This window comes from Nocardioides sp. SYSU D00065 (assembly GCF_017916425.1).
Lineage (GTDB): Bacteria > Actinomycetota > Actinomycetes > Propionibacteriales > Nocardioidaceae > Nocardioides.
Genome location: NZ_JAFMSX010000001.1, coordinates 938,634 through 960,960, shown reverse-complemented (window position 1 = coordinate 960,960; position 22,327 = coordinate 938,634). Strand labels below are relative to the sequence as shown.

General features: G+C 71.3%; 18 protein-coding genes. 12 read left to right on the top strand and 6 right to left on the bottom strand.

What is annotated here, in order from left to right; all coding sequences use genetic code 11:
* Positions 1-165 precede the first annotated feature (165 nt).
* Positions 166-1,731, top strand: coding sequence for a CHAP domain-containing protein (locus tag J3P41_RS04680; RefSeq protein WP_307861891.1), 1,566 nt, complete (start codon positions 166-168; stop codon positions 1,729-1,731).
* 79 nt (positions 1,732-1,810) lie between these two features.
* Here the strand turns inward: J3P41_RS04680 and J3P41_RS04675 are convergent, their stop codons facing one another.
* On the bottom strand, positions 1,811-2,113 hold the full coding sequence (locus J3P41_RS04675; RefSeq protein ID WP_210649041.1) for a hypothetical protein: 303 nt from the start codon (positions 2,111-2,113) through the stop codon (positions 1,811-1,813).
* A gap of 179 nt (positions 2,114-2,292) precedes the next feature.
* Between J3P41_RS04675 and J3P41_RS04670 the strand changes: the two genes are divergently transcribed.
* Positions 2,293-3,207 (top strand): bacteriorhodopsin, encoded by a 915-nt coding sequence (locus J3P41_RS04670; RefSeq protein WP_210649040.1) that lies wholly within the window; start codon positions 2,293-2,295, stop codon positions 3,205-3,207.
* 885 nt (positions 3,208-4,092) lie between these two features.
* A complete protein-coding gene (locus J3P41_RS04665; protein ID WP_210649039.1) occupies positions 4,093-4,590 on the top strand; it encodes a hypothetical protein in 498 nt (165 codons plus the stop codon).
* 12 nt (positions 4,591-4,602) lie between these two features.
* Here the strand turns inward: J3P41_RS04665 and J3P41_RS04660 are convergent, their stop codons facing one another.
* Positions 4,603-5,433, bottom strand: a complete 831-nt coding sequence (locus J3P41_RS04660; RefSeq protein ID WP_307861890.1) for an MOSC N-terminal beta barrel domain-containing protein — start codon at positions 5,431-5,433, stop codon at positions 4,603-4,605.
* 10 nt (positions 5,434-5,443) lie between these two features.
* Complete coding sequence (gene msrA, locus J3P41_RS04655) at positions 5,444-6,091, bottom strand: peptide-methionine (S)-S-oxide reductase MsrA (protein ID WP_210649037.1); 648 nt, start codon at positions 6,089-6,091, stop codon at positions 5,444-5,446.
* Positions 6,092-6,257: 166 nt separating this feature from the next.
* On the opposite strand from msrA, the gene J3P41_RS04650 reads away from it, so the two are divergent.
* The 6 genes from J3P41_RS04650 (at position 6,258) to ilvA (ending at position 12,477) form a co-directional block, all read left to right on the top strand.
* On the top strand, positions 6,258-6,887 hold the full coding sequence (locus J3P41_RS04650) for a hypothetical protein (RefSeq protein ID WP_210649036.1): 630 nt from the start codon (positions 6,258-6,260) through the stop codon (positions 6,885-6,887).
* A gap of 87 nt (positions 6,888-6,974) precedes the next feature.
* A complete protein-coding gene (locus tag J3P41_RS04645; RefSeq protein ID WP_210649035.1) occupies positions 6,975-8,135 on the top strand; it encodes a cystathionine gamma-synthase in 1,161 nt (386 codons plus the stop codon).
* Complete coding sequence (locus J3P41_RS04640; protein ID WP_210649034.1) at positions 8,132-8,455, top strand: DUF202 domain-containing protein; 324 nt, start codon at positions 8,132-8,134, stop codon at positions 8,453-8,455. The genes J3P41_RS04645 and J3P41_RS04640 overlap by 4 nt, the downstream gene beginning before the upstream one ends.
* Positions 8,452-9,858: a glutamate mutase L gene (locus J3P41_RS04635; RefSeq protein WP_210649033.1), complete on the top strand. Its 1,407-nt coding sequence runs from the start codon at positions 8,452-8,454 to the stop codon at positions 9,856-9,858. The genes J3P41_RS04640 and J3P41_RS04635 overlap by 4 nt, the downstream gene beginning before the upstream one ends.
* Before the next feature lie 10 nt (positions 9,859-9,868).
* Entirely contained in the window at positions 9,869-11,272 is a 1,404-nt protein-coding gene (locus J3P41_RS04630; RefSeq protein ID WP_307861830.1) for an AI-2E family transporter, read from the top strand.
* The gene (gene ilvA, locus J3P41_RS04625; RefSeq protein ID WP_210649031.1) at positions 11,269-12,477 is read left to right on the top strand and encodes a threonine ammonia-lyase; all 1,209 of its coding nucleotides are present in this window, start codon (positions 11,269-11,271) and stop codon (positions 12,475-12,477) included. Before J3P41_RS04630 ends, ilvA begins: the two co-directional genes overlap by 4 nt.
* A gap of 290 nt (positions 12,478-12,767) precedes the next feature.
* Here the strand turns inward: ilvA and greA are convergent, their stop codons facing one another.
* Positions 12,768-13,259 carry a transcription elongation factor GreA gene (greA, locus tag J3P41_RS04620; RefSeq protein WP_210649030.1) on the bottom strand — a complete coding sequence of 164 codons (492 nt, stop codon included), beginning with the start codon at positions 13,257-13,259 and terminating at the stop codon, positions 12,768-12,770.
* A 203-nt stretch (positions 13,260-13,462) separates the two neighbouring features.
* Entirely contained in the window at positions 13,463-13,852 is a 390-nt protein-coding gene (locus J3P41_RS04615; RefSeq protein ID WP_210649029.1) for a DUF4307 domain-containing protein, read from the bottom strand.
* Positions 13,853-13,890: 38 nt separating this feature from the next.
* On the opposite strand from J3P41_RS04615, the gene mca reads away from it, so the two are divergent.
* Positions 13,891-14,790, top strand: a complete 900-nt coding sequence (gene mca, locus J3P41_RS04610; protein ID WP_210649028.1) for a mycothiol conjugate amidase Mca — start codon at positions 13,891-13,893, stop codon at positions 14,788-14,790.
* Positions 14,791-14,839: 49 nt separating this feature from the next.
* Positions 14,840-15,094, top strand: a complete 255-nt coding sequence (locus J3P41_RS04605) for a hypothetical protein (protein ID WP_210649027.1) — start codon at positions 14,840-14,842, stop codon at positions 15,092-15,094.
* Here the strand turns inward: J3P41_RS04605 and J3P41_RS04600 are convergent.
* Positions 15,091-17,250, bottom strand: coding sequence for an MMPL family transporter (locus tag J3P41_RS04600; RefSeq protein WP_210649026.1), 2,160 nt, complete (start codon positions 17,248-17,250; stop codon positions 15,091-15,093). The two genes, J3P41_RS04605 and J3P41_RS04600, sit on opposite strands and share 4 nt — an antisense overlap.
* A gap of 141 nt (positions 17,251-17,391) precedes the next feature.
* Here J3P41_RS04600 and J3P41_RS04595 point away from each other — a divergent pair, with 141 nt between their 5' ends.
* Positions 17,392-22,212 carry a family 16 glycoside hydrolase gene (locus J3P41_RS04595; protein WP_210649025.1) on the top strand — a complete coding sequence of 1,607 codons (4,821 nt, stop codon included), beginning with the start codon at positions 17,392-17,394 and terminating at the stop codon, positions 22,210-22,212.
* The last annotated feature ends 115 nt before the right edge of the window (positions 22,213-22,327 follow it).

Sequence of the window (22,327 nt, the reverse complement as noted above, 5' to 3'; positions counted from 1 at the left end):
CGGCGTGGCGCGCTTGACGACCGGCCCATACGATCGCTCACTGTGCAACAACAGCCTCATCGGTCACAGCCGTCACAGCCGACCCGCCCCGTCTCGTCCGGTGTTCGGCTGGTCCTCCGACGGGCTGGCCGTGCCACCAAGCTGATCACCGGCGTCTTGGCGCTCGTGCTGCTCGTCACGCCGACCACCGCGGACAAGATCAGCCTGACCACCTCGACGTACCTCTGCTCGGGCTACGCCGGCTGCCAGGCGGCCGGCTACGGGAACGGCGGTTACCGGCAGGCGTCGTCCACCATGTACTGGCGCATGTACGCCGGGCACAACTGCACCAACTACGTCGCCTACCGGCTGATCCAGTCCGGCATGCCCGACGTCCGTCCCTGGGAGGGCAGCGGCAACGCCTCGAACTGGGGCGTGGCGATGGCGAGCATCACCGACCAGACCCCCGCGGTCGGGTCCGTCGCCTGGTACAAGCCGCACGTGACGCCGGCAGGTGGCAGCGGCCACGTCGCCTACGTCGAACAGGTCATCTCCGACACCGAGATCATCGTCTCGGAGGACTACTGGGGCGGTGACTTCTACTGGCGGCGCATCACGAAGTCCGGCGGGGGCTGGCCCACGGGCTTCATCCACTTCAACGACCGCGTGGTCGCGCCCACGACGGCTCCCGCCATCGTCGGCACTCCGGCGGTCGGTGCACCGTTGGAGGTGGCGGGTGGCGCGTGGACGCCGACGCCCAGCAGCGTCTCCGTCCGTTGGCTCGCCGACGGTGTCGCCATCCCCGGTGCCACCGCGTCCAGCTACGTCCCGACACCCGACGTGAAGGGCAAGGCGCTCACCGCCGAGGTGACGGCTCAGCTCGACGGCTACACCGCTGGGCGAGCAGTCCTGGCGACGGCTCCCGTTGCCCCCGGCAGGTTCCAGGTCGCAGCGCAGCCGACCATCCAGGGCGTCGCGGAGGTCGGCCAGACGTTGTCCCTCGCCCCCTCGTCGTGGTCGCCGCAGCCCGCGAAGGTCACGACCCAGTGGTACGCCGACGGGGTCGCCCTTCCCGAGGCCACGGGGACGTCCCTCGTGCTCACCCGGGACCACATCGGCAAGCGGATCAGTGCACGTACCACGGCAAGTGCGCGCGGCTACAAGAAGTCGAGGTCGGACGCGGCCGCGACCGCGCCCGTCCTGGCCAAGCCGATCGCGATCACCCGGCCATCCCGCGTGACAGGCACGCCCGTGGTGGGCCAGAAGCTGGTCGCCCGGGTCGGGGCCACGAAGCCCGGGGACGCGACCGCCACGTACGCCTGGTTCCGGGACGGCCAGCGCATCGCCAAGACCACGAAGCCCACGTACACGGTCCGCCGGGCGGACGTCGGCCGCAACCTGTCCGTCCAGGTCACGCTGACCCGGCGCCACTTCCGCAGCACCACGGAGTTGGTTGCCGTCCCCGCCCCGGTGACGACCGTTCCCGAGATCAAGGTGCGCGCTGACGCGTCGCGCAAACGCGTCACCGTGGACGTGCGCGTCCGTGCTCCCGGAGCGCCGAAGCCGGACGGGCAAGCGACCGTCAGCGTGGGAGGACGCACGGTCGAGGTCCAGCTGGTCGGAGGCAAGGCGCGGGCCGTCGCACGCGGCGTCCGCCCGGGCACGAAGCCCGTCGTCGTGCGCTATGCCGGGACCGATGTCGTGCTGCCTGCAGTCGCCCGTACGAGCGTCACCGTGCCGTCACGGCGCTAGCCGCCGCGACGGGGCGCGGTCTCGCGGCGGAACGGCTTCGCCGCGGTACTGCTGGTGTCAGCGGGCTGTCGATCTCGGATCAGGTCCGGTAGGGCTTGTGCTCGTGCCGGGGGTCCAGCCGGGGATAGCCCGCCTTCGGCTCCACGCCGTCCGGCTGCGGCTCCGCGCCACCCGATGCTTGCTCCGGCGGCCCCTCTGCCGGGGTGTCCGACGTGGAGGTGTCCCGCACGCCGTCGGTCCCCACCTGGCCGCGGCCGGTGGGACCGACACGCTCACTGCTGGAGCCCATGGTCCCTGCCGCTCCCTCGGGGCCGGACGAGTTCGGCGTCGCCCGTCCCGCCTCGGATGCTGGCTTGGCCGTCTTGTCGTCCGGGCTGGTCATCAACTCGTCCCCTCACTCATGGATCGCAGTCACCTTGTTCCCAGGTCGGCGCTCGCGATGCGCCCCACGACGACCGTGCCGGCCGAGCGGCGATCACATGCACGGTTTGCCCGCGGGGTACCGGACGGGCCAGCAAGCGTACGAACGTGCGAGCGGCCGAACCGTCGAGAGGAGCGCTGATGCTCCTCGTCGCGTCCGCCGATGTCACAGCTCCCGAGAAGATCGTGCTGAGCTCGGCCCAGCACGACCTGATCGTCTTCAGCATCGTGGCGGCGGGCTTCGCCCTGCTCACCCACTTCCTCTACAACTGGGCCAGCATGGGCGAGGTCAGCTCGCGCTACCGGCCGGCCGTGCTCGCGAGCCTGTGCATCGCCGGGGTTGCGACCGTGTCCTACCTCCTCGTGTTCCTGAAGGTCGACGGTGGCTACGACTACTCAGGCGGCGGCTACGTGCCGAACCCCGAGGCGCTGTCCAGCATCACGTCGCGCTACATGGACTGGGCCGTCACCGTGCCGCTGCTGATGGCCGAGCTCCTCGCCGTGTGCACGCTGGTCGGCCGCAAGCTCGCCGGCACGCGGGCGGTTGCGATGGCTGCGGCGTTCGCGATGATCGTCACCGGCTACCTGGGGGACCAGGTCTTCAGGGAGGGTGAGAGCACCTTCTGGCTGTGGCTCTGGTGGGGCATCAGCATGGCCTGCTTCGTGCTGATCTACGTCGTCCTCGTGCCGGCGGTGGTGACTTCGGTCAGGAGCCTGCCCCAGGACGCGGGACGCGGCCTCGGCCAGGCCGCGACGGTGCTGCTGTCCGTCTTCTTCGTCTACCCGATCGTCTATCTAATCCCGATCTTCTTCGATGGCGGCTGGTGGACCACGACCATCCACGTGTCGTTGTCAGCCGCCGACGTCATCGCGAAGGTCGGTTTCGGCATGTTGATCCACAAGGTCGCCAAGCTCCGGACCGCGGCCGACGTGACCGCTGGTGAGGAGACCCACCCCGAGCCGGTCTGGGTGAACAGCGTCCACCACAGCGACGGCGTCCAGCCGGTTCAGCGGCCTCTTGAGGAACTGCCTCGACCTCGCGGCGACGTCCACTGAGCGGTGGGCGAGCACGCGTCACGGCACCCTCGTCGACGGGCGACCGCGTCGCGAGCAGCGCCGATCGCGGTGTACGCGCGGCAGATTCGCGGGTGCCTCGCACGAACCGACACCGAAACCGGCTACATGGGCGACTAGCGAACCGGATCTGCAGCAACCAAGTCCATGTTCGGCGGGGAGGCGGGGTCTACTTCCCAGCACTTCTTCCACCCTGCGGTGGAACCCGTCTCTCCCTCTTACCTGCCGGGATGGCCGGGACCCACCCTACGGACGAGGAACATCCGGATCTCCGTCCTTGAGGGCGGCCACGCTCGCGGGACCTGCCGGGTGTCGGTGGAATCTGCTGCGATCGGAGACGTCGTCGGGCTGGAGTGCGCGCGGGGCGTCATGGGTTCGAGCGGTTCGAACCGGTGGTTCTCATGACGTCATGGAGGGGGCGCTGGGACACGTCCTCCTGCCGAGCGTCGAGCGACTCGACTCCTGGAACTGACGGGGCAAGAAGTTGCGCGGCACGCCAGCGGGGATCTCGCACGATCCGGAAGTTCGTGGCGCTGGTCGACACCGACCATGCCTCTTACTGGTGACCGCTCCCGTTGAAGCGGTGTCGTTGCCCTCTGGGGCCGTACCCGCGCCACGCAGGAACAAGGGGTGCAATCACCGCGACCGCTAGGACGGCGACGCCTGTAGCCAACGTCTTCAGCAGTGACCCCGCCACGTTCAGCCCGAGTGTGACGACACGTCAGATCCGCTTTCCGAACCATGCCGACACAGCTGTTCCTGACGCCTGGCAGGAGTCCGGGAACCGGAGTGACCGGGCCAGTTCGGCGCGCGACTGTTGCCGGAGCGATCGGATGATCGATAGGCATCTCTGGCATCCTGCGTCGGGTGAGGGAGACGATCGAGGCCACGCGGGTCGATTGGCCGGACGTGCCGACCAGCGCGTGGGCACTCGGGTACTCCTTCGTGGTGGGGCAGTCCCTGGCGCTGTTCGAGCGCGGCACGCAACCGCCGGAGGATTGGCTCATCTCGATCGCGCTCAGCGTCGCTCTCGTGGTCCTGGGCGCACACGGGGTCATGCGTGCGCGCATGATCCGCTTCTGGCTGGTGGTGGCCGTGGTGATCATCGCCGCCGTCGGGGGCGTCGTGAGCCTCTTCGTCGCGCCGTCAGCCTGGGACGTGCTAGAGCTCGGGCTGACGGTTGTCCAGCTCATCCTGCTCCGCACCTACTACCGGAGCGAATGGTTCGCGCTCCATCGCCAGAACGTACCCGGCGCCCCGTCGCTCGCGCCGATCATGTTCGTCGCCGTGCTCGTGGGCGTGATGGGCGGCATGCTCGGGGCCGGCTCCAACGGTGTGAGCGTGACCTTCAACGTCGGCTCCTGAGACGTGCGAGTCTCAGCGGACCTCCACGGGGTCGCCGACGCTGATCCGGCCGGCCGTGTCCGGGATCAGGTTCACGGCGAACAGGACCTTCTTATCGACCAACCGGTGCCTGGCCAGGGTCCGGAGCGGCTCCCTGCCCGTCTGCAGCGACACAGGATCAAGCGTCGTCATGACGCACCGGGCGTTCAGCTTCGCGGCCCGGAAGCGGACGTCCCCGATGACCACCGAGCTCCAGCCGTCCTCGGCGAACGGCTCGTCGCCGTCCACGACGACGTTGGGCCGAAACCGCTCCATCTGGAGCGGCGGGGGCGGGTCCTCGCCGCGCTCGACCGCAGCCTCGGCGACCCAGTCGTTGAGCCGGCGCAGGGAAGAGAGCGACGCGATCGTGACTGGGTATCCGTCGGCGAACGCGGTGTGGTCCCCGGGCGAGGAGAACGCGGGGTCCAGATGCCGCTGGGCCGGGTCGTCGCACCAGACCAGGCGGACGTCGTCGCGGCCAAGCACGGTTCGGAGCCACGCATCTGCCTCCCGGCCGGCGACAACGCCGTCGACCTGCTGGCCGAACACCAGGGTGCGGACCCGTTCGCCGCTCGGTTCGTCCACGAGCAGGTCCGGCATGCTGGGGGACCGCAGCCGCAGTCCTCGCTCGAGTGCGGGATCGGTGGCCGGCGTGTCAGCGACGATCCTGAACAGCGCATGGGTCTTGCGCGCGGTGAGCATGGTCCCGTCGCCGTCGACGACCATCCAGGTCCGGTCGCCCTCGAGGCCTCCGGGCAGCACCAGCGCACTGTCCACCGGCCGGGTCGCGGTGCTCTTGACGGGATAGACGGCCAGGCCGGTCACGAGCACGACGTCAGCTCTCGGGGAACTTCACACCCGTCTTCGCGTGGCACCGGTACCCGAACGGGTTCTTCGCGAGGTACTGCTGATGGGCGTCCTCGGCGTAGTAGTACGGCGTCTCGCTCGCGGGGCGGATCTCGGTGGTGATCTCGCCCAGGCCGCGGCGCGCCAGCTCCTCGCCGTACACCTTGGTCAGCTCGCGCGCGGTCTGCTCCTGCTCGGGGGTGGTCCAGTAGATCGCCGAGCGGTACTGGGTGCCGACGTCGTTGCCCTGGCGCATGCCCTGGGTCGGGTCGTGGATCTCGAAGAACGTCTTGAGCAGGTCGGCGTAGGAGACGACCGAGGGGTCGAACACGACGCGGACGGCCTCCGTGTGGCCGGTGCGACCGCTGCAGACCTCCTCGTAAGTGGGGTGCGGGGTGCTGCCACCGGCGTAGCCGACCGACGTCGACCAGACGCCCGGCACCTGCCAGTAGACCTCCTCCGCGCCCCAGAAGCAGCCCAGGCCGAGCACCGCGACCTCGTGGCCGGGCGGCACGTCGTCGCTGACCACGGGCGTGCCGAGAACGAGGTGCTGGCCGAGGGACCACGGCTGCTCCGCGCGCCCAGGCAGGGCCTCGTCGGGGCTGGGCAGGGTGGTGGGCTTGCCGAATCCGAACATGCCCCCATTCTCCCCGGTCGGACAAGGCCCGGCGTAGCGGTCTCGCCGCCGGGCATCGGTGAAATTACGCGGTCTAGTCGTCGTGCTGTCACCGATGCGCGATCGCCGTGCGCGGAGGAACGTCGGTGGCATCCCATCCGCACGCACCCCCTTGGAAGGCACGCACATGTTGTTCCGATCAGGCCGCTACGCCAACGTCGCGTCGACCCTCGCGCTCGTCGTCGCACTCGGCGGCACGAGCTACGCCGCCGTCGCCATCCCGAAGAGCTCCGTCGGCTCGAAGCAGATCATCGACTCGTCCGTGAAGAGCAAGGACATCAAGAACGGCACCCTCAAGGGCACCGACTTCAAGACCGGCGAGCTCCCCGCGGGCTCGCAGGGCCCCGCCGGCCCCGCCGGCCCCGCCGGTCCGCAGGGCCCGGTCGGACCCAGCAACGGCTACAGGTTCGACTCCGGCAGCGACATCCTCGACTGGACCGCCACCGACCAGACGGTCGCGACGCTGAGCCTGCCGGCTGGCAGCTACGTGCTGTTCGCCAAGACCATGGGCAACAACAACGCCGCCACCGTCGCGACGATGAACTGCAAGCTGAGGTTCAACGGCACCGTGGTGGACGACGGCCTGGGCTACCTCAGCCTCGACGGGTCCGGCGTGGACCGGGGCTACGTGCCGCTGGCGGGCACCGCGACGTCCGCGGGCCCGGCCACGGCGAGCGTGACCTGCCAGGCCAGCGCGAACACCGGCAACTGGCTCAGCCGCACCATCACCGCGGTGAAGGTCGGCTCCATCGGCTGAGCTCGGCCGTCGACGGCCGCCACACCGGGGGAGTGTGGCGGCCGTTGCGCTGTCCGCAGCGTCGGCGGCGGGGTCTACGCTCGGAGGGTGACCCAGGAACGCGCCAACAAGACCGGGTTCGAGACGCGTGCGATCCACGCCGGCTACGAGCCCGACGCGATGACCGGGGCGGTCATCCCTCCCATCTACGCCAGCAGCACCTACAAGCAGGACGGCGTCGGCGGCCTGCGTGGCGGCTACGAGTACAGCCGCTCCGCCAACCCCACGCGTACGGCGCTCGAGGGCGCCCTCGCCGCCGTCGAGGACGGCGTGCGGGGGTTCGCCTTCGCGTCCGGCCTGGCCGCCGAGGACACGATCATCCGGGCCCTGACGGGCACGGGCGGGCACGTGGTCATCCCCGACGACGCCTACGGCGGCACGTACCGCCTCTTCGACAAGGTCGCCAAGGTCTGGGGCCTCGACCACAGCCCGGCGCCCGTGGCCGACACGGAGGCCGTCGCCGCGGCCATCGAGCCGGGTCGGACGCGGCTGGTGTGGGTCGAGACACCCACCAACCCGATGCTCACCATCGGCGACATCGAGGCGCTCGCCACGGTCGCCCACGACGCCGGCGCGCTGCTCGTCGTCGACAACACCTTCGCCTCGCCCTACCTCCAGCAGCCGCTGACCCTCGGCGCCGACGTGGTCGTGCACTCGACCACCAAGTACGTCGGCGGGCACAGCGACGTCGTCGGGGGAGCGGTGATCGTGCGCGACCTCGAGCTGGCCGAGAAGATCGCCTTCCACCAGAACGCCATGGGAGCGGTGGCCGGCCCCTTCGACTCGTTCCTGGTCAACCGCGGGCTCAAGACCCTGCACGTGCGCATGGACCGCCACTGCGACAACGCCGAGCGCGTCGTGGCCTTCCTCGACGCCGACCCGCGGGTCACCGAGGTGATCTACCCTGGCCTGACCAGCCACCCCGGCCACGAGGTCGCCGCGCGCCAGATGAAGCGCTTCGGCGGGATGGTCTCCTTCCGGGTCGCCGGCGGCGTCGAGCGGGCCCTCGCCGTGTGCGAGCGGGCCGAGGTCTTCACCCTGGCGGAGTCGCTGGGCGGCATCGAGTCCCTCATCGAGCACCCGGGCCGGATGACCCACGCCAGCGTCGCCGGCACCGACCTCGAGGTGCCCGACGACCTCATCCGGCTCAGCGTCGGCATCGAGAGCGTCGAGGACCTGCTCGCCGACCTCGACCGAGCGTTGGGGTGAGCACGCCCGAGGGCCCCGACGTCCGGTTCTCGCTGGCCAACGAACGCACCTTCCTCGCCTACGAGCGCACGGCCGTCGGGCTCGTCGCCGCCGCGCTCGCGGTCTTCCACCTGCTCGACCCGTCCTGGTCGCAGCGACTGCTTGGCATGCTGCTGGTCGCCTCCGCCCTGGTCGCCGCCGGTGGCGGCTGGCTCCGCTTCCGCCAGGCCGACCGGGCGATCCGGGAGGGCCGTGAGCTTCCCGTCGGGCGCACGGTGCACGTCCTGGCGTTCGCCGTGGTGGCCCTGATCGTGGTGGCCGGCATCTCGGTGGTGGTGTGAGCAGCGTCGTGTGCGTCGACTTCGGCTCGACCTTCACCAAGGCGGCCCTGGTCGACCTGGCCACGGGCGCGCTCCTGGCCACCGCGAGCCACCCCACCACGCTGCCCGGCCCCAACGGGACCGGCGACGTGCTCGACGGGTACGACGCCTGCTTGGCGGCCCTGCGCGAGCAGGACCCGCGGGCTGAGGACGCCGACGTACGGGCATGCTCCAGCGCCGGCGGCGGGCTGCGGATCGCGGTCGTCGGCAACGAGGAGCTGGTGACCGCCGAGGCGGGCCGCCGGGTCGCGCTGTCCAGCGGCGGCAAGGTGGTGCTGGTGCTGTCCGGCGGGCTGACCGCCGCCAAGCTGGCCGAGCTCCGCGGCTGCGAGCCCGACGTGGTGCTGCTGGTCGGCGGCACCGACGGCGGCAACTCCGAGGTGCTCGAGGGCGACACGGCGTTCCTCGCGAGCGCGCCCTGGCCGGGGCCCGTCGTCGTCGCCGGCAACGTCGAGTCCCAGCCGCAGGTCCAGGCCCTGCTCGAGCAGGCGGGAACGCCGTACGTCCTGGCCGACAACGTCGTGCCGCGCATCGGCGTCCTGGCTCCCGACAGCGCCCGGCGGGCCATCCGGGAGATCTTCTTGAGCCACGTCATCGGCGGCAAGCACCTCAGCAGCCGCACCGACGGACGGGGCCGGTCGTTCACCGACCTGGTCCGCGGCGCCACCCCTGACGTCGTGCTCACCGGCGTCGAGCTGCTCGCCCGCGGTCTCGACGACGCGCACCCGGGAGCCGGCGACGTGGTGGTCGTCGACGTCGGCGGCGCCACCACCGACGTGCACAGCGTCGTCGAGCTCGACCCCGAGGACAGCGGGCTGGCGCGCGAGGTCGTCGCCACGACGCCGGTGACCCGCACCGTCGAGGGCGACCTCGGCATGCGCTGGTCGGCCGTGTCAACGGTCGAGGCGGCCGGGCTCGACCACCTGGCCGACGCCGCGCGCCGCCGTCGCGCGCATCCCGACCTCCTGCCCGACACCTGCCCCGACCCGGCGCTCGAGCGCGACGCCGACCTCGACATCGCGGCCGCCGCGGTCCGGCTCGCCCTGGAGCGTCACGCCGGTCGCAGCCGGGTGGTCGTCAGCCCCGAGGGACGCGTCGTGGAGCGCAGCGGCAAGGACCTGCGCGAGGTCGACCTGCTGGTCGGGTCGGGCGGCGTGCTGCGCCACGGCGGCCCCGACGGCGTACGCCGGGTCCTGCTGCCGGCGACCGGCGACGCGTTCGAGGGCGGGTGGCAGCTGCCCCGCGACCCGGTCGTCGTCGTGGACCACGACTACGTCCTGGCGGCGGCCGGCCTGCTGGCCGAGGAGCACCCCCTGACGGCGCACCGGCTGGTGAGCCGCCTGCGCACGGCCGGTGATGGGTAGCGTGGCCGATGTGAGCGAGCAGCGCGCGTCCGACCCCGACCGGAGCCTCGAGACCGAGGAGGACTCGATCCGGCGTCGGCTCTTCGCCGCCCTGCAGCGCGGCGACGACGAGGACCGCCTCACCGAGCGGATTCTCGGCCAGTGGGCGCAGATGCGCGCCGAGCGCCGCAGCGAGCCGGCCTTCACGACCGGACCGTCCAACTTCAGCCGGGCGCAGGTGCCGTGGGGGCTCGACCTGGCCGCTGCCTGGTCGTGGCGGCTGATCGTCATCTGCATCGCCGCGCTCGGGCTGCTGTGGACGCTGCGCCACTTCGCGGTGGTCACCCTCCCACTGGCGGTGTCGCTGCTCGCCGCGGCGCTGGCCGTGCCGCTGGTGACCGCGCTGCGCAGGATCGGCCTGCCACGAGGACCCGCGGCAGGCATCGTGCTGGTGCTCGGCCTGGGCACCGTCTCGCTGCTGCTGACCTTCGTGGGGCAGCAGGTCGCGCAGGGCGCGAGCGACCTGGCCGACTCCGTCGTGGACGGGCTCGAGCAGATCCGCGCGTGGCTGCGTACGGGTCCGCTCCACGTCTCCGACTCCCAGCTCGACGGCTACATCGAGCAGTTGCAGGGGGCGGTGACCGACAGCACGGACACCGACGGCGTGGTCACCCGCGTCACCGAGGTGGGCACCGCGCTGGGGCACGTGGTCGCCGGGTTCTTCATCGTGCTGTTCTCCACCTACTTCTTCCTCGCCGACGGCGACCGCATCTGGGCCTGGCTCGTACGCATCGCGCCCCGCGCCGCGCGCGAGCGGGTCGACGCCTCCGGTCGCGTCGCGTGGGTCTCGCTCACCCAGTTCGTACGAGCGACCGTGCTGGTCGCGCTGGCCGACGCGATCGGGATCATGATCGTCGCCTGGCTCCTCGGCGTGCCCTTCGTGGTCGCGATCGGGGTGCTGGTGTTCCTCGGCGCCTTCGTGCCGATGATCGGCGCCACGGTCGCCGGCTCCGTCGCCGTGCTCGTCGCGCTCGTCGACCAAGGCCCGTGGACCGCGGTGCTGATGCTCGGCGGGGTGATCCTGGTGCAGCAGATCGAGGGCCACATCCTGCAGCCGTTCCTCATGGGCCGCTTCGTGTCCCTGCACCCGCTGGGCGTGATCGTCGCCATCGCGTGCGGGGTGATCGCGGCCGGGATCGCCGGCGCGCTGATCGCCGTACCGCTCGCGGCGGCCGGCAACGCCGTCGCCCAGCACCTGGCCAGCTACACCGCCATCGGCGAGGACGACCCCGACGACGCCCTCGACGTCGACCTCGCCACCGACGGCGTACCCCCCGACGTCGTGCCCGAGGACGACAGCCCCCTCGCCGGCCCCGACGCTCCGTCGGACGGCCGGCGCGTCGACCACCACCCGCACGTGGAGGACCCCTCATGACCCAGCAGGTGACCCTGGCCGACATCGTGGCCGCGCGGGAGATGCTGGACGGCGTCACCGTGACCACGCCCATGGAGGAGTCCCGGTGGCTCTCCGCGCTCGCCGGGGGACCGGTGGCGCTCAAGTGCGAGAACCTGCAGCGGACCGGGTCGTTCAAGTCGCGCGGCGCGTACGTCCGCATCGCCCGGCTGTCGGCGCAGGAGCGCGCCAACGGGGTCGTCGCCGCGTCCGCCGGCAACCACGCCCAGGGCGTGGCCCTGGCCGCCGCGACGCTCGGCATCCGCGCGACCGTCTTCATGCCCGAGGGGGCGCCGATCCCGAAGGAGAAGGCGACCCGGGGCTACGGCGCCGACGTCGTCTTCCACGGCCGCTACCTCGAGGACTCGCTCGCCGCCGCCCGGGAGTTCTCCGAGCAGACCGGGGCGGTGCTGATCCACCCCTTCGACCACGTCGACATCGTCGCCGGTCAGGGCACGCTCGGGCTCGAGGTCCTCGAGCAGTCGCCCGACGTACGCACCGTGCTGGTGCCCACCGGCGGGGGCGGCCTGCTCGCGGGGGTCGCGATCGCGGTCAAGGCCGTACGTCCCGACGTACGCGTCGTCGGCGTGCAGGCCGAGGGCGCGGCCGCCTACCCCGGCTCGCTGGCCGCCGGACAGCCGGTGCCGCTGGAGTCGATGAACACGATGGCCGACGGCATCGCGGTCGGGCGACCCGGCGAGATCACCTTCGCCGCGGTGCGCGACCACGTCGACGAGATCATCACGGTGTCCGAGGAGTCGCTGTCGCGGGCGCTGCTGGCGCTGGTGGAGCGGGCCAAACAGGTCGTCGAGCCGGCCGGTGCGGCGGCGGTGGCGGCGATGCTCGACAACCCGAGCGGCTTCGAGACCCCCGCGGTCGCGGTCCTCTCCGGCGGCAACATCGACCCCCTGCTGCTGAGCAAGGTCATCCGGCACGGCCTCGCCGCCGCCGGGCGCTACCTCTACCTCCGGGTGTGTATCCCCGACCTTCCCGGCGGGCTGGCCTCGCTGCTCTCGGAGGTCGGTGCGGAGGGGGCCAACGTGCTCGAGGTGGCCCACGAGCGGATCTCGCCCTCGCTGACCCTCAACGAGGTCGAGGTACGCATCCAGCTCGAGACGCGCGGCGACGCGCACGCCGAGCACCTGATGGACCGCCTGCGCGAGCGCGGGTACCGCGTCAACGACTGACCGGCGCGCGTTGGGGGTGCGGGTGGGGCCGGTGTTGGGGCCCGGCCCTGGGGCCTGGCCCGATGTGGGAATCCCCGGCTAGCCGGGGAAACTCGAGGTTACCGGCCGAAACTTCGGGGGTGAGGCTCCAGCTTCCCCGGCTAGCCGGGGATCGCAACCGGGGCCTGATCCCCGAGAAACGGCGGAGCGGTGCCCCAGCCAGATTCAAAGACGTTGGGATGTGGCTGGCGCACCGCTCCGGCGGTGACGGGGTGACGGGGGTGACGGGGTGACGGCGGTGACCGGGCAGGTCAGGCGCGGTACGGCTCCGCGTCGACGATCGTGACGGTCAGGTCCTTGCCGTTGGGCGCGGTGTAGGTGACCTCGTCGCCCTTCGACTTGCCGTTGATCGCAGCGCCCATCGCCGACTGCGGCGAGTAGACGTCGAGGTCGTCGCCCTCGGTGAGGTTCTCGCGGGCACCGAGCAGGAACTTCTCGGTGTCGCCGCCGCCGAAGTCGATCGTGACGACCATGCCGGGCTCCACGACGCCGTCGTTGGCGGGCGTCTCGCCCACCTCGGCGCGCCGGAGCATGTCCTCGAGCTGGCGGATGCGGGCCTCCTGCTTGCCCTGCTCGTCCTTGGCGGCGTGGTAGCCGCCGTTCTCCTTGAGGTCGCCCTCGTCGCGGGCGGCAGAGATGCGCTCGATGATCTCCTGGCGCTTGGGACCCTTGAGGTCCTCCAGCTCGGCCTGCAGCTTGTCGTAGGCCTCCTGGGTCAGCCAGATGGTGCCCTGGTCGGTCATGTCACTACTCCTGCTTCGCGTGGTGCTGATGCGCATGTGCTGGGGATGTGCCTCAGCGCAACCGCATCCGGTCGGTGTGCTCTTCCGTCCGATCAGGGTCAGCGCGGCAGCAGACGTGGGCCAGCGCTGCCGGACGGGCAGACCGACAGGCTAGCAAGCCGGACCGAAAAGCGCAGGTCGCGTTCTCCGGGGCGGCCGTACGCTCAGCGCGGGCGCGGCTGGTCGTCCGTGGTGCAGCCCAGCTTCTCCACCGAGGTGGCCCGCCGCTCGGTGCGGATGACGACCTCGTTGGTGCCCGCGACGGGCGTGAACGCCAGCTCGCCGACAGGGGTGTGGTCCTCGGCGTGGGCGCGTACGCGACAGGTGGCCTCGACCCCGTCCGCGAGCGTGACGTCGACGCGCGCCTGCGTCTCGTGCTCGCTGGTCACCTCGAAGGTCACGACCTCCGACTCCACCTGCGGCGTGCTGTGGAACCAGGCGGTCCAGGCCAGCCAGGTGAGGCCAGCCACCGCGAGGACGACCGCGAGAGCGACGATGACCGGGCGCTGCCACCGCGAGGGGGCGCCGTACCGGTCGGCGAGGTCGGTGGTCACGGACACGAGCCTAAGCGCCTGCTCCTAGACTCAGGCCCATGGCCCAGCCCTCCGCAGACCGGCCCCGCGCCGGACTCCGACTCATGCACGTCCACGCCCACCCCGACGACGAGTCGAGCAAGGGCGCCGCGTCGACGGCGAAGTACGTCGCCGAGGGCGTCGACGTGCACGTCGTCACCTGCACCGGCGGCGAGCGGGGCTCGGTCCTCAACGCCAAGATGGACCGCCCCGAGGTCTGGGAGAACATCACCGAGATCCGGCGCGAGGAGATGCACCGCGCCCGCGACATCCTCGGGATCCGGCAGGACTGGCTCGGGTTCATCGACTCCGGCTGGCCCGAGGGCGACCCGCTGCCGCCGCTGCCCGAGGGCTGCTTCGCCCTGGTCCCCCTGGAGGAGGCCGCCGAGCGCCTGGTCCGGCTGATCCGTGAGTTCCGCCCGCACGTGATGACGACGTACGACGAGCGCGGCGGCTACCCGCACCCCGACCACATCCGCTGCCACGAGGTCTCCGTCGCCGCCTACGCCGCGGCCGGCGACCCCGACCGGTTCCCCGACGCCGGCGAGCCGTGGCAGCCGATGAAGCTCTACTACCACCACGGCTGGAGCTGGGCGAAGACCAACGCCCTGCACGAGGCGATGCTGGCCCACGGCCTGGAGTCGCCCTACACCGAGCGCCTGGAGAAGTGGGAGCGCGAGCCGGAGTGGGATGAGCGCATCACCACCCGCGTCCCGTGCGGCGACTACTTCGGGGTGCGCGACCAGGCGCTGCTGGCCCACGCGACGCAGATCGACCCCGACGGCATGTGGTTCGCGATCCCGCGCGAGATCCAGCAGAACGTCTGGCCCACCGAGGACTTCGAGCTGGTCGAGTCGACGGTGGAGACCAGCCTTCCCGAGGACGACCTCTTCGCCGGCATTCCGGCCCCCGCTCCCTGAGCCGTCGGCCGACTCGGACCCGTCAGGGGGTGAGTGGGACACTGGGAGCATGCTCGACCTGCTGATCGTTCTTGCCGCCGACCCCACCCCGGAGCCCACCGAGGTCAAGGCGGGACCGCTGGGCTTCGCCATCTGGATCTTCATGATCCTCGCGGTGGTCGTGCTCGCCTTCAGCCTGGTCAAGCAGCTGCGCAAGGCGCAGGCCGCCAAGGACGCCGGTCTCTACGGCGACCAGCCGGCCGACGGGTCGACCGAAGGATCGGTCGACGATTCGGCGTCGACGCCCAACCGCGACGAGCGCTAGGCCGGGTCGGCGGCAGCAGCCTGACGAGCTCGCCCCGGCACCCACCAGTTCCACCTGCCGAGCAGGGTCATCGCCGCCGGCAGCAGCAGACCGCGTACGAGCGTGACGTCGATCAGCACGGCCACGGTCATGCCGACCCCGATCTCCTTGACCGCGATGAGTTCCCCGGCCACGAAGCCGAGGAAGACGATCCCGATCGCCACCGCCGCCAGGGTCACGACCGGGCCGGAGGCGGTGATGCCGCTCATCACGGCACGGTCGCTGAGCACGCGCGGGTCGACGGCTCGCTCCTTGCGCCGCCGCGGCCGGGCCAGGGACTCGTCCCAGGCCTCACGGATCCGGGCGACCAGGAACACGTGGTAGTCCATCGAGAGCCCGAACGCGAACATGAACAGCAGCAGCGGGGTGGTGACGTCGAGCGCGCCCCAGGAGTCGAAGCCGAGCAGGGACGACGCCCAGCCCCACTGGAACACCGCGACCACGACGCCGAGGGTGGCGCCGAGGGAGAGCAGGTTCATCGCGACCGCCTTGAGGGGTACGACGACCGAGCGGGTGAGGCGACCGAGCAGGAGCGCGGTGAGGAGCGTGACGACGAGGATCGCCCACGGTGCGCGGTCGGCGAGGGCGGCGCGGGTGTCGACGAGCTCGGCCACCGGTCCGCCGACGAGCACGTCGGAGCCCAGGTCGGCGGCCCGCAGCCGGCGTACGAGGTCTTGGCCGTCGGGACCGTCGTAGTCGCCGGCGGCGTCGGGCCGCGGCTCGACCAGGATCTGGCTCACGTCGTCGGGGAGGGGGTCGAGCAGGGTCACGTCGGCCACGCCGGGGATCCCGCCCAGGCGGGCGAGGGCGTCGGCGGTCTGCTGGGAGTCGTAGGCGCCGTCCACCAGGACCGTGATCGGGGTCGCGGCCTGCTCGGGGAAGTCGCGCTCGATCGTCTCCTGCGCGAGCCGCGGCTCGCTGTCGCGGGGGAGCGAGCGGGCGTCGGAGTTGCGCAGGTCGAGCGAGAGCAGCGGGGTGGCGAGCAGGAGCAGCAACGCGGTGCAGCCGAGCAGGACCGGCCACGGTCGCGCCTGCGCGAACCGGGCAAGGCGGGGCAGCAGCGCGTGCGCGCTCGGGGTGCCGCCGAGGAACCGACCCGGCTGGGGTGCCGGGATCCGGCGGTGGCCGAACGCCACCAGCACCGGCATGAGGGTCAGGCCGGCCAGCGTGGCCGCAGCCACGGCGACGAGGCCGCCGACCGCCATCGGGGACAGCACCGGGTCGCCGAGCAGCAGCAGACCGGCCAGCGCGGTGCCGACCGTCAGCCCCGACACGAGCACGGTGCGACCGGACGTCGCGAGCGTGCGGGCGAGGAGGTCGGCGGGATCGGCGCGGGGGCTGGCCTCGCGCTCCTCTCGGAACCGGCCCAGCACGAGCAGGGCGTAGTCGACGGCGAGGCCGAGCCCGAGCAGGGTCACCACGTTGACGGCGTACTCGCTCACCGCGCTCACCCGCGCCAGCCCGGCCAGCGCGAGCAGTGCCACGCACACCGACCCGAGGGCCGTGAGGACGGGGAGCACGCCGACGACGACACCGCCGAGCGCGAGGGCGAGCACCACCACCAGCACGAGGACTGCCGCCCCCTCGCCGCGGGCCGCGTCCTGGATCGCCTGCTCGCCGAAGGCCTCCTCGGCCAGCGAGGGGCCGCCGACGAGAACCTCGGGCATGGCGACCTTGCGCAGGGTGCGGTCCACCCGCTCGACGGCTGCGCGGGCCCGGTCGTCGTCGACGGTCGGGTCGATCTCGACCGTCACGACCGTGCCGAAGCGGTCGGGCGCGACGAGGTCCTGGGCGCCGGTGGTCCACGGGTCGCGCACCTCGACCACGTCGGGCAGGTCGCGCACCTCGTGCATGACCTTGCTCGCCTGGTCGATCAGGTCGACCCCGTAGAGGTCGGCTCCCGAGAACACGGCGACGACGAGCTCGCCCTCCGGGTCGACGGCGTCGAGCCGCTCCTGCAGACGCGCCGACTCGGCTCCCTCGCGCAGCGAGTCGGGGGACTCGGCCAGGTCGAACACCGCGCCCCCGAGAGTCGCGCCGAGCAGCACGACGATCACCCACACCCCGGCGATCCAGGTGCGCCAGCGGTGCAGGAGGCGTCCCAGGTCGTCGAGCACAGGCGTGACTGTAACCGGCGTCACCCCTTTTGACGATCAGCAGGCAAAAGTTGTTCACAAACCGCCGCATTCGACCTAGGGTGAGCGTCGTCACATCCCCCTGCCCGTGCCTCGTGCCCGGGTTCCCGAGAGGTATTGCCGGTGTCGAAGACCCCCTCCACCGCTCCACCCCGTCGCGTACGCCGCTGGGCTGCCGCGACCCTCGCCGCCTCCGTCGCGGCGAGCCTCGCCGCCACGGTGCCGAGCGCCGCGTCGGCCATCCCGCCGAACGACGAGCCCGGGCTGACGATGCGTGCCTACCAGCTCGGGCAGAGCATCTCGGAGCTCTGCACGCTCAAGAGCGGTCAGACGCCCAACGTCGACGTGCTCAAGCAGACGATTAACTGGAGCACCCCCGCCGACTTCGGCGGCCTCGAGGACAACTTCGTGGTCGAGGCGCTGGCCAGGCTCAGCGTCGAGACGAGCGGTACGTACCGCTTCCGGCTCACCAGCGACGACGGGTCCCGCCTGACCATCGGCGACCAGGTCGTCGTGGACCACGACGGCCTGCACGGTGACACCGCCATGGAGGGCAGCGTCCCTCTGACCGCAGGAGTGCACGAGCTGCGGGTCGACTACTTCGAGGCCGGTGGCGGGGAGCGTCTCCTGCTCGAGTGGATGCCGCCCGGTGCGACCGCGTTCACGACCGTCCCGACCTCCGTGCTCAGCACGGAAGCGAACGTGACCCGGGTCGTCGACCCGGGCTTCAAGTACTGCGAGGGACAGAACGACTCGGCCGGCGACGGCCTGCAGCTCGACGGGGTCAACCCGGCCTACGAGCTCACCGACCTGCGTCCCCAGGGTTTCGAGCCCCAGGTCACCGGACTCGAGTGGCTGGGCGACGACCTGCTCGTCCTCACGTGGGGCGGCAACAACAACGACGCGGGCGACACCGAGCTCGGTGAGCTGCACCGATTGAGCGGCGTCAAGGACGCCGCCTCGCCGGCCGACGTCGAGCGGACGCTGATCGCCAGCGGGCTCAAGGAGCCGCAGGGCATCAAGGTCGTGGACGGCGAGATCTACATCTCCGAGAAGACCGGCCTGATCAAGCTGACCGGCGAGGACGCCCAGGGCGTCTTCCAGTCGGAGGAGAAGATCGCTGACTACCCCTTCGACACGAACTTCCACGAGTTCGGCTTCGGCATGCTCTACAAGGACGGCAAGTTCCACGTGAACCTGTCGGTCTCGATCAACCGCGGCGGGGCGACGACCGTCCCGCAGGGATCGCAGGACCGCGGCACGCACATCACCATCGACAAGGAGACCGGCCGCATCGACTACGTCGCCGGCGGCCTCCGCACCCCGCACGGCATGGGCTGGGGCGCCAACGGTGAGATCTTCGTGACCGACAACCAGGGCGCCTGGCTGCCGGCCAACAAGCTCATCGAGATCAAGCCCGGCGAGTTCTACAACCACTTCACCACCGAGAAGGACGGCACGCCCGGTCGCTTCGACGACCAGCCGGTCACCAAGCCGGTGCTGTGGATGCCGCAGAACGAGATCGCCAACTCCCCGAGCACCCCGATCGTCGTCGAGGAGGGCCCCTACGCGGGCCAGATGTTCATCGGCGACGTCACCTACGGCGGCCTGCAGCGCGCCGACCTCGAGGAGGTCGACGGTGCCAAGCAGGGTGCGCTCTTCCGCATGACGCAGGGCCTCGAGGCCGGCGTCAGCCGCGTCCTCGCCGGTCCGGACGGCTCGCTGATCATCGGCGGCCTCGGCGCCGGCGGCAACTGGGGTCAGGCCGGCAAGAAGCGGTTCGGCCTGCAGAAGCTCTCCTTGAGCGGCAAGACCCCGTTCGACATGGCGTCGATGGACGTCGTCGAGGGCGGCTTCGAGATCGAGTACACCCAGCCCCTCTCCGAGGAGACCCTCGCCGGCCTGGCGGACGCCTACCAGCTCAAGCAGTGGCGCTACCGCCCGACCGCGCAGTACGGCGGCCCGAAGCTCGATGAGGAGAGCCTCGCGGTCACCAGCGCGACCGCCAGCGAGGACGGCAAGACCGTCACCCTCCAGGTCGACGGCATGAAGCCCGACCGCGTCGTCCACCTCCGCTCGCCCCGGCCGTTCGCATCGGCCTCCGGCGAGACGCTGTGGAGCACCGAGGCGTGGTACACCCTCAACAGCTACCCGGGCTACGTCGAGCCCGAGCCCGAGGCCCCGGCCGACGGCATCTACGAGCTCGAGGACGGCGTCCTCACCGGCACCGCCGGCATCGACACCGAGCACGCCGGCTACACCGGCTCAGGCTTCGTCGACGGGATCCAGACGATCGGCTCCGGTGTCACCGTCGACATCGTCGCTCCCCGCGCCGGCGCCTACGACCTGCAGCTGCGCTACGCCAACGGTCCGAACCCCCAGCCCAACCAGGCCAAGAAGATGAGCCTGTACGTCGGCGGGGTGCTCCAGACGATCGTCCTGCCGCCGCTGGGCGACTGGAAGACGTGGGGCACGCACACCGTCCGGGTGAACCTGCCGGCCGGGGTCACCACCGTGGAGATCGCCTACGAGACCGGTGACGACGGCAACGTCAACCTCGACCACCTCAAGGTCGTCGACCCGACCGGCGGTCGCGTCGAGGCCGAGGTCGGGACCATCACCGGTGACCGCAACCGGGTGCAGACCGAGCACGCCGGCTACAGCGGCGCCGGCTACGTCGGCGGCTTCGAGGTCGACGGCGCCTCCGTGACCTTCGACGTGACGGCGACGGCGGCCGGCTACCACAACGTGACGCTCGGCTACGCCAACGGCCCCAACCCGCAGGCCAACCAGACCAAGGTCATGTCGGTCTACGTCAACGATGTCTTCGCCAAGAAGATCTCGCTGCCGCCCTTCGCGACCTGGAAGGAGTGGGGCTCGGTCACCGACCAGCTCGAGCTGAGGGCCGGCGCCAACGTCGTGAAGATCCAGCGCGACGCCGGCGACAACGGCAACGTCAATCTCGACTACCTCGACCTCGGTGCTCGTCAGGCGTGCGCCCCCGGGCAGGTGCCGGGTGCCGACGACGAGTTCGACGGCACCACGCTCGACACCTGTCGCTGGAGCACGATCCTCAACAAGACGGCGACCGGCGTCACCGTGGCCGACGGCCAGCTGCGGATCACCGCGCAGGGCGGTGACCTCTCCGGAGGCGCCGTCGACGCGAAGAACATGGTGCTGCAGAACTCGCCCGCCGAGGGCCCCTGGGCCGCCGCGACGCAGCTCACGATGACCGGCACGGACGACTACCTGCAGGGCGGTCTGGTCGCCTGGACCAGCGCGACCAACTACGCCAAGTTCGTCGCGATGGAGAAGCCGGACGGCGACTGGGTGCTGGAGCTGGGTCGCCGCATCAACGGCGACATGGTCTACACCAACGCCGACCTGCCCGAGGGCGCCGCTCCGGACGACCTGCAGCTGCAGATGGTCTCCACCGGCAGCGCCATCCAGGGCCGTTGGTCGGTCGACCAGGGCGCGACGTGGCAGTCGATGGGCGCGGGCTACCCGTCCACGGGCCTGGTCGCCCCCAAGATCGGCGTCGCCGCCTACAACGGCACCGGCAGCCAGACCGGGGTGTTCGACTGGTTCAAGCTCGTCGACCCGGTCGTCGAGCCCGACACGTGCCAGGCCACCGAGGCCGACCCCGGCTACCGGATGCTCTTCGACGGCACCGCGTCGAGCCTCGAGGACTGGAACATGGCCGGCCCCGGCGTGTTCACCCGCGAGGCGGACTGCTCGCTGAAGACCAACGGGGGGATGGGCCTGCTCTGGCACTCCGAGCCGCTGGAGGGTGACTACTCGCTGCAGCTGGACTGGAAGCTCACCAAGGACGACAACGGCGGCGTGTTCGTCGGGTTCCCGAACCCGGAGACGACGCCTCGCCAGGACGGTGGCACGCCGAACCCGGCGGGCGACCCGTGGGTGGCTGTCGACCGGGGCTACGAGATCCAGATCGACGCCACGGACCTGCCTGACCGGACCACCGGCGCCATCTACACGTTCCAGGGGGCCAACGCCCAGCGGGACGCGGCGCTCAAGGGGCTCAACGAGTGGAACCACTACGAGATCCGGGTCGAGGGCCGGCGCATCCGCGTCTTCCTCAACGACGTGCTGGTGAACGACTTCACCAGCCCGGCGTCCGACCCCAACCAGGCGAATCGCCTCAAGTGGCCTTCGCACTTCGGCCTGCAGAACCACGGCGGGGGCGAGAACGTCTTCTACCGCGACGTGCAGGTGAAGGAGCTGGCCGACCCGGAGAACGTCCCCGCGACGGTCACCGTCACCGCGCCGGAGCAGGTCGAGACGGGCGAGAAGGCGCAGGTGCAGGTCGAGGTCACCTCGGCGGCCGAGGAGGTGCCGACCGGTGAGGTCGTGCTGTCGGTCGACGGCACGGACCTGCCCGGTGTGGAGCTCGAGGACGGGAAGGCGACGTTCGAGGTCGGACCGTTCGAGGCTGCCGGCACTGTGGAGCTGGTGGCTGACTACGCCGGCGACCTGGCGGTCGATGCCGGGCAGGGCACCGCGCAGCTCGAGGTGGTGACGTCGACGACCCCGCCGACGACTCCGCCGACGACCCCGCCGACGACCCCGCCGACCACCCCGCCGACCACCCCGCCGACGACCCCGCCGGACGGGCCGACGGTCAAGGTGATCAAGCGCGGCTCGGTCGACGCGACGTCCAACGGTCGCAAGGCGAAGCTCGCGCTCCGCTGCGGTCCGGTCGACTGCGAGGGCAAGGTCGTGCTGCGCACCACCGGGAAGAAGGGCAAGCGCCTCGGCGGTGGCTCCTTCGACCTGGAGGCGGGTGACAAGGGCACGGTCAAGCTCAAGCTGAACAAGCGGGCCCGCATGCTGCTCGGCACGAAGAAGTCGGTCAAGGCGGTGCTCGTCGTCCGCAACGAGGACGGCACCACGCAGCGGGTGAAGGTCCGCCTGAAGCGCTGACACCGCGGTCCGGGTGGGAGAGCGCAGTCAGCGCTCTCCCACTCGGACCACTGCACCCCCGGCCGTGCGCCATCCGGCACGGCCGTGGTCGCCGCCGCCGCCCGCCACCAGTGCG

Bases quoted from the DNA above. Each gene is read 5' to 3' on its own strand.
- J3P41_RS04675 (WP_210649041.1), bottom strand. From the start codon at position 2,113: ATGACCAGCCCGGACGACAAGACGGCCAAGCCAGCATCCGAGGCGGGA.
- J3P41_RS04670 (WP_210649040.1), top strand. From the start codon at position 2,293: ATGCTCCTCGTCGCGTCCGCCGATGTCACAGCTCCCGAGAAGATCGTG.
- msrA (WP_210649037.1), bottom strand. From the start codon at position 6,091: ATGTTCGGATTCGGCAAGCCCACCACCCTGCCCAGCCCCGACGAGGCC.
- J3P41_RS04650 (WP_210649036.1), top strand. From the start codon at position 6,258: ATGTTGTTCCGATCAGGCCGCTACGCCAACGTCGCGTCGACCCTCGCG.
- ilvA (WP_210649031.1), top strand. From the start codon at position 11,269: ATGACCCAGCAGGTGACCCTGGCCGACATCGTGGCCGCGCGGGAGATG.
- greA (WP_210649030.1), bottom strand. From the start codon at position 13,259: ATGACCGACCAGGGCACCATCTGGCTGACCCAGGAGGCCTACGACAAG.
- mca (WP_210649028.1), top strand. From the start codon at position 13,891: ATGGCCCAGCCCTCCGCAGACCGGCCCCGCGCCGGACTCCGACTCATG.
- J3P41_RS04605 (WP_210649027.1), top strand. From the start codon at position 14,840: ATGCTCGACCTGCTGATCGTTCTTGCCGCCGACCCCACCCCGGAGCCC.